The sequence below is a fragment of the Novosphingobium sp. TH158 genome (genome assembly GCF_002855555.1).
Lineage (GTDB): Bacteria > Pseudomonadota > Alphaproteobacteria > Sphingomonadales > Sphingomonadaceae > Novosphingobium.
Genome location: NZ_PKRT01000001.1, coordinates 2,451,790 through 2,466,826, shown reverse-complemented (window position 1 = coordinate 2,466,826; position 15,037 = coordinate 2,451,790). Strand labels below are relative to the sequence as shown.

Sequence of the window (15,037 nt, the reverse complement as noted above, 5' to 3'; positions counted from 1 at the left end):
TTCCGCTTATTCCGCAGCCTCCGCGTAGCCGTCGTCGTCGCTCTCGTCGGCCAGCGAGGAGAGGTCGATGTTGAGGCCCAGCGAACGCATTTCCTTGACGAGCACGTTGAAGCTTTCCGGAATGCCGGCCTCGAAGGTGTCGTCGCCCTTGACGATCGCTTCGTAGACCTTGGTGCGGCCGACCACGTCGTCCGACTTCACCGTGAGCATTTCCTGCAGCGTATAGGCCGCGCCATAGGCCTGGAGCGCCCAGACCTCCATTTCACCGAAGCGCTGGCCGCCGAACTGCGCCTTACCGCCCAGCGGCTGCTGGGTGACGAGGCTGTAGGGCCCGATCGAACGCGCGTGGATCTTGTCGTCGACAAGGTGGTGCAGCTTGAGCACGTACTTGTAGCCGACAGTAACCTTGCGGTCGAAGCGATCGCCGGTGCGGCCGTCATAAAGGTCGACCTGGCCCGATTCATCGAGGCCGGCCAGACGCAGCATGTCGGTAACGTCCTTTTCGATCGCGCCGTCGAACACCGGCGAGCCCATCGGCACGCCGCCGCGGATCGATTCGGCCAGTTCGATCACGCCGGCATCGCTGCGGGCGTCGATCTCGTCGGCGTAGTTGTCGCCGTAGATCGTCTTGAGCACCGAACGGACCGCTTCGGGCGGCTGTCCGGCCTGCGGGTCGGGATTGGCTTCGCGCCAGGAATCCAGCGCCTCGCCGATCTGGCGACCAAGGCCGCGGGCAGCCCAGCCCAGGTGGGTTTCGAAGATCTGCCCGACGTTCATGCGCGAAGGCACGCCCAGCGGGTTGAGAACGAAATCGACCGGGGTGCCGTCTTCGAGGAAGGGCATGTCTTCGGCCGGCAGGATGCGGCTGATGATACCCTTGTTGCCGTGACGGCCGGCCATCTTGTCGCCCGGCTGCAGCTTGCGCTTCACCGCGACGAAGACCTTGACCATCTTGAGCACGCCCGGGGCGAGTTCGTCGCCGCGTTCGAGCTTTTCCTTGCGATCCTCGAACTTCTCCTGGATCGCCTTGACGGCGTCGTCGTACTGGCCCTTCACGGCTTCGAGCTGGCCCTGCATGCGGTCATCCGCAACGGCGAACTTCCACCATTCGTGACGCTCGATCTCGGCGAGGTTTTCCTCGGTGATCGCGTCGCCCTTCTTGAAGCCCTTGGGAGCTGCCGCAGCCACCTGGCCGACCAGCATTTCGCGCAGGCGGTTGAAGGTTGCACGGTTGAGGATCGCGCGCTCGTCCTCGCGGTCCTTGGCGAGGCGTTCGATTTCCTCGTTCTGGATGGCGCGGGTACGGTCGTCGATCTCGATGCCATGGCGGTTGAACACGCGCACGTCGACGATGGTGCCGGCCACGCCCGGCGGCAGGCGAAGCGAGGTGTCGCGCACGTCGCTGGCCTTTTCGCCGAAGATGGCGCGCAGCAGCTTTTCTTCCGGCGTCATCGGCGATTCACCCTTCGGGGTGATCTTGCCGACCAGGATGTCGCCCGGGTGCACTTCGGCACCGATGTAGACGATGCCCGCCTCGTCGAGGTTGCGCAGGGCTTCCTCGCCGACGTTCGGGATGTCGCGGGTGATGTCCTCAGGCCCGAGCTTGGTGTCGCGGGCCATGACTTCGAATTCCTCGATGTGGATCGAGGTGAAGACGTCTTCCTTAACGATGCGTTCGCTGATCAGGATCGAGTCTTCGTAGTTGTAGCCGTTCCAGGGCATGAACGCGACGAGCACGTTGCGGCCCAGGGCCAGCTCGCCCAGTTCGGTCGAGGGACCGTCAGCCAGGATGTCGCCGGCCTCGACCACGTCGCCCACCTTCACCAGCGGGCGCTGGTTGATGCAGGTCGACTGGTTCGAACGCTCGAACTTCTGGAGCCGGTAGATATCGACGCCCGACTGGCCGGGTTCGATATCGCCGCTGGCGCGGATCACGATGCGGGTCGCGTCGACCTGGTCAACCACGCCCGAACGCAGCGCGCCGATGGCAGCGCCCGAATCGCGCGCCACGGTGGCTTCCATGCCGGTGCCGACGAACGGCGCTTCGGCGCGGACCAGCGGCACGGCCTGGCGCTGCATGTTCGAGCCCATGAGCGCGCGGTTGGCGTCGTCGTTTTCCAGGAACGGAATGAGCGAGGCGGCAACCGAGACGAGCTGCTTGGGGCTGACGTCCATCAGCGTGATGTGTTCACGCGGCGCCATGACGAATTCGCCGTTCTGACGGGCCGAGACCAGTTCCTCGACGAAGGAGCCGTCCTCGTTCGTTTCGGCCGAAGCCTGCGCGACCGTGTGCTTCTGCTCTTCCATCGCCGAGAGGTAGATGACGTCCTTGGTCACCTTGCCGTCGATCACCTTGCGGTACGGGGTTTCGATGAAGCCGTACTTGTTGACGCGGGCGAAGGTGGAGAGCGAGTTGATCAGACCGATGTTCGGGCCTTCCGGCGTTTCGATCGGGCAGATGCGGCCATAGTGCGTCGGATGGACGTCGCGGACTTCGAAGCCCGCGCGCTCGCGGGTGAGGCCGCCCGGTCCGAGCGCCGAGACGCGGCGCTTGTGGGTGACTTCCGAGAGCGGATTGGTCTGGTCCATGAACTGCGAGAGCTGGCTGGAGCCGAAGAACTCGCGCACCGCGGCCACGGCGGGCTTGGCGTTGATCAGGTCGTTCGGCATGACGGTCGACACGTCGACCGAGCTCATGCGTTCCTTCACCGCGCGTTCCATGCGCAGCAGGCCGACGCGATACTGGTTTTCGAGCAGCTCGCCCACCGAACGGACGCGGCGGTTGCCGAGATTGTCGATGTCGTCGACTTCGCCCTTGCCGTCCTTCAGGTTCACCAGTTCCTTGACCACGGCGAGGATGTCCTCGGTGCGCAGGGTGGTGATGGTGTCCTCGCACTCAAGGGCAAGGCGCATGTTAAGCTTGACGCGGCCGACGGCCGAGAGGTCATAGCGGTCTGCATCGAAGAACAGGCCTTCGAACAGGGCTTCGGCGGTTTCGCGCGTCGGCGGTTCGCCGGGGCGCATGACGCGGTAGATGTCCGACAGGGCATGGTCACGATCAGGCGACTTGTCGGCCTTGAGCGTGTTGCGGATCCACGGACCGGTATTGGTGTGGTCGATGTCCAGCAGTTCCAGACGGTCGATGCCAGCCTTGTCGAGAATGTCGAGGTTCTCGGGCGAAACCTCGTCGCCCGCCTCGATGTAGATGCGGCCGGTCTTCTCGTCGATCAGGTCGCGTGCGGCATAGCGGCCGAACACTTCCTCGGTCGGGATGAGCAGTTCCTTCAGGCCGTCCTTCTCCGCCTTGTTGGCGGCGCGCGGGCTGATCTTCTGGCCGGCGGGGAAGATCACCTCGCCCGACTTGGCATCGACGATATCGAACTGCGGCTTCGAACCGCGCCACTGTTCGACGACATAGGGCACGCGCCAGCCGCCTTCACCGCGATCCCAGGTGATCGTCTGGTAGAAGTGGTTGAGGATTTCCTCGTCGTTGAGGCCCAGCGCGTGAAGCAGCGCGGTGACCGGCAGCTTGCGCTTGCGGTCGATGCGGACGTTGACGATGTCCTTGGCGTCGAATTCGAAGTCCAGCCACGAACCGCGGTAGGGGATCACGCGGGCGGCGAAGAGGTACTTGCCCGAGGAGTGGGTCTTGCCGCGGTCATGATCGAACAGCACGCCCGGCGAGCGGTGCATCTGCGAAACGATGACGCGTTCGGTGCCGTTGATGAAGAAGGTGCCGTTCTCGGTCATGAGCGGCATGTCGCCCATGTAGACGTCCTGCTCCTTGATATCGAGGACCGAGCGGGTTTCCGTTTCGGCATCCACCTCGAACACGATCAGGCGCAGCGTGACCTTCATCGGCGCGGCGTAGGTGATGCCGCGCTGGCGGCATTCGGTCACGTCGTACTTCGGGTCTTCCAGCTCGTAGTGGACGAAGTCCAGCTCGCTGGTGCCGGCGAAGTCGCGGATCGGGAAGACCGAGCGCAGGGTCTTTTCCAGGCCCGAGACATAGCCCGTGGCGGGATCGGAGCGGAGGAACTGCTCGTACGATTCGCGCTGCACCTCGATGAGGTTGGGCATCTGGACGACTTCGTGGATGTCGCCGAAGATCTTGCGGATGCGCCGCTGGGACTGGCTGCGGGGAGCCGCACCGTTTGCGGCCTGGGCCTTCTTCGCCATGAGGGGTCTTGCCTCTTTGCTCTAAAATGCCGGAAATCCGGCGGAAAAACTGTGCCACGCGCAACGAATGGCACCATCAGGAGACGACAAAAGGCCACACAGCACACGCACCTTTCCCCACGGGGGAACGGGCATGGCCTGCAGCCTGTCGCGTCAGATGGAAAACCCGCCGCCTCCTTCCGTGGGAACCCCCTGCGCATGGGGAACCCTTGCTCGAAGCGCCGAGCGAGGGGCCGCCTATAGGCGCGAGGGGCCTTTGAGTCAAACGCCGGGCGCGGTTTTCGCGGCTCAGGCCGGGGCGAGCGATGTGCTGCCAGCGCGCCCGATCCGCAGCCGTTCGAGCAGGGCGCGGTGGACCGGCCGCTCGAAGGCGAAATGCACCACCAGTCCCAGCGCGATGCCGCCGGCCAGCACGAAAGGCAGGCGCAGCATCGGCGGCGCACCCAGGCGCAGTTCCAGCCCGGCGAAGGCCAGGAGGACGAAGAACTGGCACAGGTAGATCGAATAGCTCGCATCGCCGAGCAGCATGGCCCAGCGCCAGCGCGGCAGGCGGCCGGTCTGTTCAAGCCACAGCGCCAGGCAGAGCACGGGCACGAACAGCCCCATCAGCAGAGGGCGTTGGGGGTTGCCCGGCACCCCCAGCAGCCCGGCAGCAAGCAGCCCGATGCCCAGCGCGCCCAGCAGCGCGAAGATTGCCGCAAGACGCGCGAGCCGCACCCGCCGCTGCCACGCCACGGCCACGACAATGCCCGCGACGAACTCCAGCTTGACCGGATCCAGCCAGAAGGCCGCTGCCGGCGATGACGGAGCCAGGACAATGCCCGCCGCCACCAGCAGGCAGATCGTCCCGCCAACCACCCAGGGCAGCCAGCGGCACGGCAGGAACAGGGCAGCGGCGAAGAGCGCGTAGAACTGCATCTCGTGGTTAAGCGTCCAGCCCAGACCGATCACCGGCCGCGCCATTTCGGGGTTCCATGCGCTTGCCACCGGCACGAACAGGAAGCTTGCCAGCGCCTGCCACCAGGCGATCGGGTAATGGAACATCGGGATGTAACGGGCGGTCAGAACGGCCAGCAGGGTCAGCAGCCAGTATAGCGGCACCACCCGCACGATGCGCCGGATCATGAAGGTGCGCGGCGTGGTCTGCTCGCCCGTGGTGACGATCATGATGAAGCCGCTGATCAGGAAGAACAGGTCCACGCCCGCGCCGAGCGCCTGCACAGGCCCGCCCGCCGGCCCGACGCCGTGGGTTACCAGCACCATCAGGGCAGCCAGAGCGCGCAGGTACTGAACGCTGACAAGCGTGTCCGGACCGGTGCCGAAGGGACCGCGCGCCGGTCGGGATGGGTCAGCCTGCATCGGCGCGCCATTCCACGCCGGCAAGGCCAGGGCAAGGGCCGAAGCATCCGCGCTTTTTCGAGAATCGATGCATCACATATTGTTTTTCGATATTATTGATTGACAATAAATGCGACTCGGCTTATTGAATATCGATATTGAGATTATCGGAGAACGATCAATGACCGCAACCAAGTCCCCTCTCGCCGCGCTGATGGCCGCCGTGATGGTCTTCGCGCTCTGGGCCCCGACGATCAGTCCCGCCCGCCTCACCAGCGATGCCGCGCTCGCGCTGCACACGCTGGCATGACCCCCGTTCAAGGAAACCCCGCCATGAAATCCGCCATGAGCCCGATCCTCGCCCGCGCCACCGCCATCGCCATTGCCCTGCACGTCTCGACCCTGCTGTGGGCAACGACGCTGGCCCCGGCCGTCGCCTGATCGTCCTGCCTGATCGCCCCCGATCCTGCACCTGCCGGAGGACCCCGTGGACCAAGACAACATCGCCCCTCCCTCCGCCCTGCCCCGGCGCGACTGGCTGCTGACATCGGCGCGCGTGCTGGTGAACATGATCATGGTGCTGTCGGCCATCTTCGGCAGTATCCTTGCCATCGTCGCCGTCAGCCTGCCGTTCATGCAGGACGAGGTGATCGTCCGCATCTCGCATCATGCCGTGAGCAACCCCGGGCCGGGAATCGTCCTGGCTATCGCCGTGCTGCTGGCGTTCTTTGCCGCCTTTCTGGCGCTGGCCTATTTCTGGCTGCGCGAACTGCGCGCGATCATCGACAGTGTCGGCTCGGGCGATGCGTTCAATCCCGGCAATGCAACCCGCCTTGAACGCATGGGCTGGATGAGCGTGGTCGCACAGGTCGCCTCGATCCCGGGCGGCGCACTGGCCGGATATCTCACGCACATGTTTCGCAGGGGCGGTCTCGACGTCGGCATCGGCCTCGGCGGCATCCTGATGGCGCTCCTCCTGTTCATCCTTGCCCGCGTGTTCCGCGAAGGCGCGAAGATGCGCGAAGACCTGGAAGGGACCGTGTGATGGGCGAGGAAACCGAAGAACGGACGCGCATCGTGGTCAGGCTCGACGACCTGCTCCACGCCCGCCGCATGACGCTCACCGAACTGGCGGCCAAGGTGGACATCACCCTCGCCAACCTGTCGATCCTCAAGACCGGCAAGGCCAAGGCGATCCGCTTCTCGACGCTGGAAGCGATCTGCGAAGTCCTGGAATGCCAGCCGGGCGACCTGCTGGGCTTCGACAATGGCGGGCAGGGCGCATGAGCTGCCTTCCCGCCTGAAATTCGCCCGGCTGGCGAACCCCGCCCCCCGCGCCGGCCGATGGCAAAAGGGCGGCGCCTTCCCCCCAAGGCGCCGCCCTTTGACGTATGGCGTATCGGTTGGCGAAAGGGCCCTCAGAACACCCCGGGGATCAGGCGCCACTTCACCTGCTTCATGTATTCGGCGTAGGCCGGGTCCTGGCTCAGCACGCGCTCCTCGGCAAGGATGCGCAGGATCTGCGCCCACCAGCCGATGGCGTAGATCACGATGTTGAGCGGCCAGAACATCAGCAGCAGCAGCGACAGGTGGACGATGCCGTAGCCCAGGTACATCGGGTGGCGGACATAGCGGTAAGGGCCGGAAATCTTCACTCCGCGGTTGGCCGGCGCGACACCGAAGGAGCGGCGCAGCACCAGCTTGGCCCACAGCTGGAACAGGTTGCCGCCGATGAACAGCAGCACGGCCAGCGGCACCAGCGCTTCCACCAGCACCACGCCCGGCACCACCAGCAGGCCGGCGCAGGTGGCGGTCATGGCCAGCAGCCAGTCGCCCAGCCGCATCGACAGCTTCTCGGTCGGGCGGCGGATCAGGGTGAAGAAGGCGATGGTCGATTCCGAAAGCAGCAGCAGCGGCGCCCAGGGATTGTCGGAAAACTCGACGCGCCAGGCGAGGATGCCCCACAGGATGACGATGGCCACCTGCTCGGCACGGTCGGCAAAGCGCGGGGTAAGCCACGAAGGCGCCGCGCTTCGCACCTGGCTTTCAACGGTCGTAGTCATGGCACCCCTTCACGGACAATCACGTAGAAGGCGGGATGGCAGCATATGGTTAACGAAGCGTTGAGCCGCGCAGATCCTTGACTCGTGCGGCCATGCTGCTAATGGCGCGGACCTGACCGGTGGCCCCGTGCTGCCGATCATCCGTCCGAGACAGTTGCTGGTGGCTTCCACCTTAATTTGCAGCCTAGACGGGGAAAAGAGATTCCACGGCCCTTCGCCCGATTGCGGGTGCGGTGCCAAGTCTGCGGTTTTCCGCAGCTCCTTCCCCCATCGACGGACTCGCCCCGTGTGCTTCGGCGCATGGGACAACGTAGCCGGTTGCAGGGGCATTTCCCGTGCAGCCATGTGTGAAGGAGTAAGGCATGGATCGTTCGCAGAAAGCCGAATCGGTCGCTTCGCTCAACGCGGTCTTCAACCAGGCCGGCGTGGTGGTCGTCACCCGCAACCTGGGTCTCTCGGTGGCGCAGTCCACCGAGCTGCGCACGAAGATTCGCGATGCGGGTGCGACTTACAAGGTTGCGAAGAACCGTCTTGCCAAGCTTGCCATCCAGGACACGAACTACGTCGGCATCGGTGAATTCCTCACCGGCCCGACGGCGCTGGCTTCTTCGGAAGATCCGGTCGCGGCGGCCAAGGCCGTTGTCGAGTTCGCCAAGGCCAACGACAAGATCGAAATCGTTGGCGGTTCGATGGGTACCCAGGTTCTGACCCCCGAAGGTGTCAAGGCGCTCGCCTCGATGCCCTCGCTCGACGAACTGCGCGGCACCCTCATCGGGCTTATCCAGGCGCCTGCCACGAAGATCGCCCAGCTCACCACCGCTCCGGCGGCGAAGCTGGCCCGCGTCTTCGGCGCATACGCCAAGGCTGCTTGATAAGACGCATTCAACTTTCCACCGGAACATCCCTGTTCCGGCCACATCAATCTGGAGTGAAACATCATGGCCGATATCGCCAAGCTTGTTGAAGAACTTTCGAAGCTGACCGTCCTCGAGGCGGCTGACCTTGCCAAGGCCCTGGAAGAAGCATGGGGCGTCAGCGCCGCTGCTGCCGTTGCCGTTGCTGCCCCCGCTGGCGGTGGCGCTGCTGCTGAAGCGGTCGAAGAAAAGACCGAATTCGACGTCATCCTGACCGGCGACGGCGGCAACAAGATCGCCGTCATCAAGGAAGTCCGCGCGATCACCTCGCTCGGCCTGACCGAAGCCAAGGCGCTGGTGGAAGCCGCTCCGAAGGCGATCAAGGAAGGCGTTTCGAAGGCTGAAGCCGACGACATCGCTGCCAAGATCACCGGCGCCGGCGGCACCGTCGAAGTCAAGTAAGACTTCGCGAGTTCTCGCAAACAGGAAAGGGCGGTCCTTCGGGGCCGCCCTTTTCGTTCATCCTCCTCTCATCGGCCCTGCAGCAAGGCGCGAAGCTCATGTCCCGTCCGGTTGTCCTGATCGCCCTTGCCCCGCTGCTGCTGGCCCCCTCGGCCCTGGCAAAGCCCGCCGCGCCCCTGCCGCTTCCCGGCCTGCCGCTGGAATACCCGGCAGACCTGCAGGCGCGGCTGAATGACGCGCGCCGTTATGCCGGGTTCCTCGATAATTGCGCGCTGCACAAGGTGCCGCTGGCCACCCGCCGCCGCTATACCGACCTGGCAGACCGGCTGGACAATGCGATCGGGCGCGACCGCGGCATCTGGGGCATGCAGGTAAAGGGGCACGATCTCGATGCGCGGGGTGTCGAGGCTTTCTGGCGCGATACCACGCAAAAGGCCTTCCCCACCTGCACGGTCGCCACGCTAAACCAGTCCGCCACCCGCGCGGTCTCGGCCATTGCCGCTTACGAGGCGGCATCGGCGGCGCGCACCGCGCCCATGGCGCAGGGTCTGTGGATCGGCCCGGTGCGGGCCTGCAAGGCGGGCGTGGTGGCAAGGCAATCGGGCCGTGCTGCGCCGGGTACCATGGCGCTGACCATCGCCTTCGATCCGCGCGGGGCAAAGGCGCTGCGGCAGGTCTCGCAGAACTCGCTCAACCTGCCGCTCGATATCCGGCTCGACGGCCGGATCGTCATGCAGCCGATCCTGGGCGATCCGCTGGAAAGCGGGCGCATCCAGGTGCCTTTCGCCAGCGAGGGCCAGCTTGCCCGCGCCAGCGCGGCAATCGCCGAGCCCTGTTGAGCCCGGCCGAGGGCGGGCGCTATTTCAGCGTCTTGAGGAAATCGATCAGTTCCTTGCGTTTGGCCGCATCGGGCTGGCCGGCATAGACCATCTTGGTGCCCGGCACCTTGGCGCGCGGATCGGCCAGGTAGGCATCGAGCGTCGCTTCGTCCCAGGTCAGGCCCGAGGCGGTCATCGCCGGGGAATAGGCATAGCCCGTCATGCTTCCCGCCTTGCGGCCGACCACGCCGAACAGCGTCGGGCCGACGCCGTTGGCATCGGGCTTGATCGCATGGCAGGCGGCGCACTGGCCGAAAGCGGCAGGGGCAGAGGCAAGGCTCGGGCCGGTTTCGGCCGGGCTCGGCGCGGCAGGCGTATCGGCAGCGGTCTCGGCAGGGGCATCGGCCTTGTCGGCACCGCCACCACAGGCTGCCAGGGCGAGCAACAGGGCAGGGGCAAAGAACTTGCGCATCGGGCGCTCCTTGTTGAACGGGGTGCGCCTCCATGCGCCGCGCCGGATTTTCCGTCAACGCCCCGCCACGCGCCTTCTGTGCATCCGCGCTTTCCCTTTGCGCAACCAGCGCCTATCCGGTCCGGCTCCATGGCGCAGACCGGCACCCCTTCTCCCATGCGCGCGGAAATCGGCGCGACCCTGCGACTGGCGGGGCCGCTGGCGCTTGCCAACCTGTTGCAGATGGCGGTCTATGCCAGCGACGTGATCTTCGTCGCCCGGCTGGGGCAGGAGGCGCTGGCGGCATCGAGCCTGGCCGTGTCGATCTTCATGCTGGTCAATTGGGGGCTGCTGGGCCTCACCGGCGCCGCGGCCCCGCTGATCGCGGCAGAGCTGGGGCACAAGCGGCATTCGGTGCGCGAAGTGCGCCGCACCATGCGCATGGCCCTGTGGCTCAGCCTGCTCTGCGCGGCGGTGGGCATGGTAGTCTGCCAGTTCGGCCACGCCATCATGCTGGCCACCGGGCAGGACCCGAAGATCGCCGCGATGGCGCAGGAGTTCCTGACGATCCTGAGCTTCGCGCTGCTGCCGATGATCGTCGGCAACGTGCTGCGCACCTTCGTTTCGACCATGGGCAAGCCGGTGTTCGCCACGCTAATCACGGCGCTGGCGATCCTCGTCAACGTGATCGGCAACTTCGCGCTGGTCTTCGGCCATTTCGGCTTCCCCGCGCTCGGCCTGCCCGGCTCGGCGCTGTCCAGCCTGATCACCGCCGTGATCACCATGCTGGCCTATATCGTCGTCATCCAGACCGACCGGCGGATGCGCCGCACCCATATCTGGGGGCGGATCTGGCGGCCCGAATGGTCGCGGCTGAAAACCATGGTGCGGCTGGGCATCCCCATTGCGCTCACGGTGATGGCGGAAGGCGGGTTGTTCGGATCGGCCGCTTACCTGATGGGCAACCTGGGCGCGGCGGAACTGGCGGCGCACACCATCGCCCTGCAAGTCGCCGCCGCCTTCTTCCAGATCCCCTATGGCATCGGCCAGGCCGCGACGATCCGCGTGGGCTATCACTATGGCGCGGGAGACCGGCAGGGCGTGGCGCGCGCGGGGCTTGCGGTGTTCGGCGTCTGCCTTGCCGCCCAGGTGATCGCCATTGCCGCCATGCTGGGCGCGCCGCGCCTGATCATCTCGGCCTATGTCGATCCCGATGCGGCCGAAAACGCGCAGGTGGTCGCCTTCGCGCTGCAATACCTCGTCATCGCCGCAGCCTTCCAGCTGTTCGATGGCGTGCAGACCGTTGCGGCAGGCGCCCTGCGCGGCCTGCAGGATACCAAGTGGCCGATGATCATCGCGCTTTCGGGCTACTGGCTGGTCGGTTTCGCCGTTGCCGCCTGGCTCGGCCTCGGCACCCCGCTGGAGGGGGTCGGCGTGTGGATCGGGCTGATGGCGGGGCTGGTCGTGGTGGCCGCATTGCTGGGCTGGCGCTGGTGGCGGCGCGAGCGGCTGGGGCTGGTTCCGGCCTGAAATTTTTTCCCTGCGAGTCACCTTGACGCAGGATGAACCCCCACCCATATGCGCCCCGCTGGCACTCTCGAAGGGGGAGTGCCAAAACCATGTCAACCCATTGAGAGGAAATCACCAATGGCATTCCGTCCCCTGCACGATCGCGTGCTGGTTCGCCGCGTCGAAGCTGAAGAAAAGACCGCCGGCGGCATCATCATCCCCGATAACGCCAAGGAAAAGCCCGCCGAGGGCGAAATCGTCGCCGTTGGCGAAGGTGCGCGTGACGAAGACGGCGATCGCATCGCCATGGACGTCAAGGTGGGTGACCGCGTGCTGTTCGGCAAGTGGTCGGGCACCGAAGTCAAGGTCGATGGCGAAGACCTGCTGATCATGAAGGAATCGGACATCCTCGGCATTCTCGGCTGAGCACCGTCCACCTCCAATCCATCCAGATAATTCAAGGAATTCACAATGGCTGCCAAGGAAGTCCGCTTTTCGCGCGATGCGCGCGAACGCATCCTCAACGGTGTCGATATTCTCGCCAATGCGGTGAAGGTCACCCTCGGCCCCAAGGGCCGCAACGTCGTGATCGAGAAGAGCTTCGGCGCTCCCCGCATCACCAAGGACGGCGTCTCCGTCGCCAAGGAAATCGAGCTCAAGGACAAGTTCGAGAACATGGGCGCCCAGATGCTGCGCGAAGTGGCATCGAAGGCCAACGACGCTGCCGGTGACGGCACCACCACCGCCACCGTGCTGGCCCAGGCCATCGTGCGCGAAGGCATGAAGTCGGTCGCCGCCGGCACCAACCCGATGGACCTGAAGCGCGGCATCGACCTCGCCGTCACCAAGGTTGTCGAAAACCTCAAGGGCCGCTCCAAGCCCGTCGCCGGTTCCAACGAGATCGCCCAGGTCGGCATCATCTCGGCCAATGGCGACCGTGAAGTCGGCGAAAAGATCGCCGAAGCCATGGAAAAGGTCGGCAAGGAAGGCGTGATCACCGTGGAAGAGGCCAAGGGCCTCGAATTCGAACTCGATGTCGTCGAAGGCATGCAGTTCGACCGCGGCTACCTCTCGCCCTACTTCGTGACCAACGCCGAAAAGATGCTGGTCGAGCTCGAAAACCCCTACATCCTCATCCACGAGAAGAAGCTGTCGAACCTGCAGTCGATGCTGCCGATCCTCGAAGCCGTGGTGCAGTCGGGCCGTCCGCTCCTCATCATCGCCGAGGACATCGAGGGTGAGGCACTGGCCACGCTCGTCGTCAACCGCCTGCGCGGCGGCCTCAAGGTCGCAGCCGTCAAGGCTCCGGGTTTCGGCGATCGCCGCAAGGCCATGCTGGGCGACATCGCCACGCTGACCGCCGGCGAAATGATCTCCGAAGACCTCGGCATCAAGCTGGAGAACGTCACGCTCGCCATGCTCGGCCAGGCCAAGAAGGTCACCATCGACAAGGACAACACCACCATCGTCGACGGTGCCGGTTCGGCTGACGACATCAAGGGCCGCGTCGAACAGATCCGCGCCCAGATCGAAGTCACCACCAGCGACTACGACCGTGAAAAGCTGCAGGAACGCCTGGCCAAGCTGGCCGGCGGTGTTGCCGTGATCAAGGTTGGCGGCGCGACCGAAGTCGAGGTGAAGGAGCGCAAGGACCGCGTCGACGACGCCCTGCACGCCACCCGCGCTGCGGTTGAGGAAGGCATCGTCCCCGGCGGCGGCACGGCCCTGCTTTACGCCACCAAGGCCCTTGAAGGCCTGGCCGGCGCGAACGAGGACCAGACCCGCGGCATCGACATCGTCCGCAAGGCGATCCAGGCTCCGATCCGCCAGATTGCCGAGAACGCCGGCCATGACGGCGCGGTTGTCGCCGGCAAGCTGCTCGACCAGTCGGACGAGAACCACGGCTTCAACGCCGCGACCGACACCTACGAGAACCTCGTGGCTGCCGGCGTGATCGACCCGACCAAGGTTGTCCGCACTGCCCTGCAGGACGCCGCCTCGGTCTCGGGCCTGCTGATCACCACCGAAGCCGCCATCGCCGAAAAGCCGGAAGACAAGCCGGCAATGCCGCCGATGGGCGGTGGCATGGGCGGCATGGGCGACATGGGCTTCTAAGCCCGGGTCCATCCCGAACGGAAAACATGGGCCGGGGGAGCAATCCTCCGGCCCTTTTTCGTGTGACAAGGCGGGGTGCAGCCGGCTTAGCCGGCCAGGGCGGCGATGCGATCCTGCACCACCTGACGTGCCAGGGGCCCCAGATCGGTCCACCCCGACACACCAAGCACCTGGATGATTGCGCGCAGGTGCTTCTTGAGCGCTTCCTCGCTGATCGAGAACTGCGCCTCGCAATCCCTGCGGGCACCGCCCAGCATGGCGAACAGGGCGATCGACTTCTGCAGGTAGGTCAACGGCAAGGCAGCCACATGGTCGGCGACGATGGCATCGGCCGGTACCTGCAGGTCGAGCGAGACGGACATGTTGGTGGCGTGCATGTCGTCTCCCTGGGCGAGCGAGCGGATCTTTGTCGCCGTGGCGACCAGCCGCCCGTCTGCCATCGGCAGGTGCAGCGATGCCGGCCCGCCCTGCGCCAGTTGCGCGGCAAGCTGCATGGCAAAGCCCGGGGCCTTGCGCACTTCGCCGACGATCGGCACGTTCTGGCGCAAGAGGTGCCCTCGCATCAGCAGGCGTTCGGCCGGCTGGTTGATGGCCAGCAGTCGGGTTGCCTCGAGATCCGTCACGAAGTGCGCCGTGCGATCGGAGGCGGATAGCCAGTGCACGCCTTCGCGCCGTTCCGCGGCTGCCTTGGCAAGCAGCTTCTGGACCGGTTCGACCGCTTCAAGTTCGCGCTTGCCGAAGGGGCGGCCTTCGCCGTTGAACAGGAACATGGCCGCCACACCCCGCCCGGCCACTTCGATGCGGATATCCAGGCTGTAATGGTGGCCCAGCGGTTCGCAGAGGTAGCGATAGACATTGCAGGACTGGAACGCCGCCACGCCCTCGGGTGTCACCAGCTTGCCGATCAGCGGCCCCACCGACTCTGCCAGCGACATCATGTTGGGCTCGTCAGGCGATGAGAACAGTTCCTCGAAACGGGTGACGAACAGGTCCTTGAGTTCGGCCGTGGCGCAATCGTGGTAGAAGCCGGCAGCCTCGCCATCCCCGCCTTTCCAGAACATCGTTGCCGATGCCGAGCCGACATAATGCCGGATGATATCGCAGGCGCTTGCCGCGATCGCTTCAAGCCCGGCACCGCTCGAACAGAGCAGGTCCAGGTGTTCCAGCATCCTCCGCCGCGCCAACGCACCCTGGGATTTCGGGTGCCGCCCCCATTCGCTCGACATGGCCTGGGGCTATATGCAAGTG

14 protein-coding genes are annotated in these 15,037 nt (G+C 65.4%); 9 read left to right on the top strand and 5 right to left on the bottom strand.

Annotated features, from left to right (window positions below; genetic code table 11):
- Positions 1-6: 6 nt before the first annotated feature.
- Together rpoB and C0V78_RS12145 are read right to left on the bottom strand one after the other, a co-directional pair.
- Complete coding sequence (gene rpoB, locus C0V78_RS12150; RefSeq protein ID WP_101797953.1) at positions 7-4,179, bottom strand: DNA-directed RNA polymerase subunit beta; 4,173 nt, start codon at positions 4,177-4,179, stop codon at positions 7-9.
- Between the two features lie 288 nt (positions 4,180-4,467).
- Positions 4,468-5,538, bottom strand: a complete 1,071-nt coding sequence (locus tag C0V78_RS12145) for an acyltransferase (RefSeq protein WP_101797952.1) — start codon at positions 5,536-5,538, stop codon at positions 4,468-4,470.
- Positions 5,539-5,698: 160 nt separating this feature from the next.
- Between C0V78_RS12145 and C0V78_RS15250 the strand changes: the two genes are divergently transcribed.
- The 3 genes from C0V78_RS15250 (at position 5,699) to C0V78_RS12135 (ending at position 6,804) form a co-directional block, all read left to right on the top strand.
- The gene (locus tag C0V78_RS15250; protein WP_256385672.1) at positions 5,699-5,827 is read left to right on the top strand and encodes a hypothetical protein; all 129 of its coding nucleotides are present in this window, start codon (positions 5,699-5,701) and stop codon (positions 5,825-5,827) included.
- 177 nt (positions 5,828-6,004) lie between these two features.
- Positions 6,005-6,562 carry a DUF2975 domain-containing protein gene (locus C0V78_RS12140; protein WP_101797951.1) on the top strand — a complete coding sequence of 186 codons (558 nt, stop codon included), beginning with the start codon at positions 6,005-6,007 and terminating at the stop codon, positions 6,560-6,562.
- Positions 6,562-6,804: a helix-turn-helix transcriptional regulator gene (locus C0V78_RS12135; protein ID WP_101797950.1), complete on the top strand. Its 243-nt coding sequence runs from the start codon at positions 6,562-6,564 to the stop codon at positions 6,802-6,804. Before C0V78_RS12140 ends, C0V78_RS12135 begins: the two co-directional genes overlap by 1 nt.
- A gap of 131 nt (positions 6,805-6,935) precedes the next feature.
- On the opposite strand, the gene C0V78_RS12130 is transcribed toward C0V78_RS12135, so the two are convergent.
- Positions 6,936-7,580: an isoprenylcysteine carboxylmethyltransferase family protein gene (locus C0V78_RS12130; RefSeq protein ID WP_101797949.1), complete on the bottom strand. Its 645-nt coding sequence runs from the start codon at positions 7,578-7,580 to the stop codon at positions 6,936-6,938.
- Positions 7,581-7,942: 362 nt separating this feature from the next.
- Here C0V78_RS12130 and rplJ point away from each other — a divergent pair, with 362 nt between their 5' ends.
- From rplJ to C0V78_RS12115, 3 genes are all read left to right on the top strand, one after another.
- Positions 7,943-8,452, top strand: a complete 510-nt coding sequence (gene rplJ / locus C0V78_RS12125) for a 50S ribosomal protein L10 (protein WP_101797948.1) — start codon at positions 7,943-7,945, stop codon at positions 8,450-8,452.
- A gap of 66 nt (positions 8,453-8,518) precedes the next feature.
- Positions 8,519-8,896, top strand: coding sequence for a 50S ribosomal protein L7/L12 (rplL, locus tag C0V78_RS12120; RefSeq protein ID WP_101797947.1), 378 nt, complete (start codon positions 8,519-8,521; stop codon positions 8,894-8,896).
- Between the two features lie 98 nt (positions 8,897-8,994).
- Positions 8,995-9,735: a hypothetical protein gene (locus tag C0V78_RS12115; RefSeq protein WP_101797946.1), complete on the top strand. Its 741-nt coding sequence runs from the start codon at positions 8,995-8,997 to the stop codon at positions 9,733-9,735.
- A 19-nt stretch (positions 9,736-9,754) separates the two neighbouring features.
- On the opposite strand, the gene C0V78_RS12110 is transcribed toward C0V78_RS12115, so the two are convergent.
- Positions 9,755-10,186: a cytochrome c family protein gene (locus C0V78_RS12110; RefSeq protein WP_101797945.1), complete on the bottom strand. Its 432-nt coding sequence runs from the start codon at positions 10,184-10,186 to the stop codon at positions 9,755-9,757.
- Between the two features lie 129 nt (positions 10,187-10,315).
- On the opposite strand from C0V78_RS12110, the gene C0V78_RS12105 reads away from it, so the two are divergent.
- The 3 genes from C0V78_RS12105 (at position 10,316) to groL (ending at position 13,789) form a co-directional block, all read left to right on the top strand.
- On the top strand, positions 10,316-11,695 hold the full coding sequence (locus tag C0V78_RS12105) for an MATE family efflux transporter (protein ID WP_101797944.1): 1,380 nt from the start codon (positions 10,316-10,318) through the stop codon (positions 11,693-11,695).
- Positions 11,696-11,812: 117 nt separating this feature from the next.
- Positions 11,813-12,100 carry a co-chaperone GroES gene (gene groES, locus C0V78_RS12100; RefSeq protein ID WP_101797943.1) on the top strand — a complete coding sequence of 96 codons (288 nt, stop codon included), beginning with the start codon at positions 11,813-11,815 and terminating at the stop codon, positions 12,098-12,100.
- A gap of 45 nt (positions 12,101-12,145) precedes the next feature.
- On the top strand, positions 12,146-13,789 hold the full coding sequence (gene groL / locus C0V78_RS12095) for a chaperonin GroEL (protein WP_101797942.1): 1,644 nt from the start codon (positions 12,146-12,148) through the stop codon (positions 13,787-13,789).
- An 86-nt stretch (positions 13,790-13,875) separates the two neighbouring features.
- On the opposite strand, the gene C0V78_RS12090 is transcribed toward groL, so the two are convergent.
- Positions 13,876-15,015, bottom strand: coding sequence for a hypothetical protein (locus C0V78_RS12090; protein WP_144039890.1), 1,140 nt, complete (start codon positions 15,013-15,015; stop codon positions 13,876-13,878).
- Positions 15,016-15,037 lie beyond the last annotated feature (22 nt).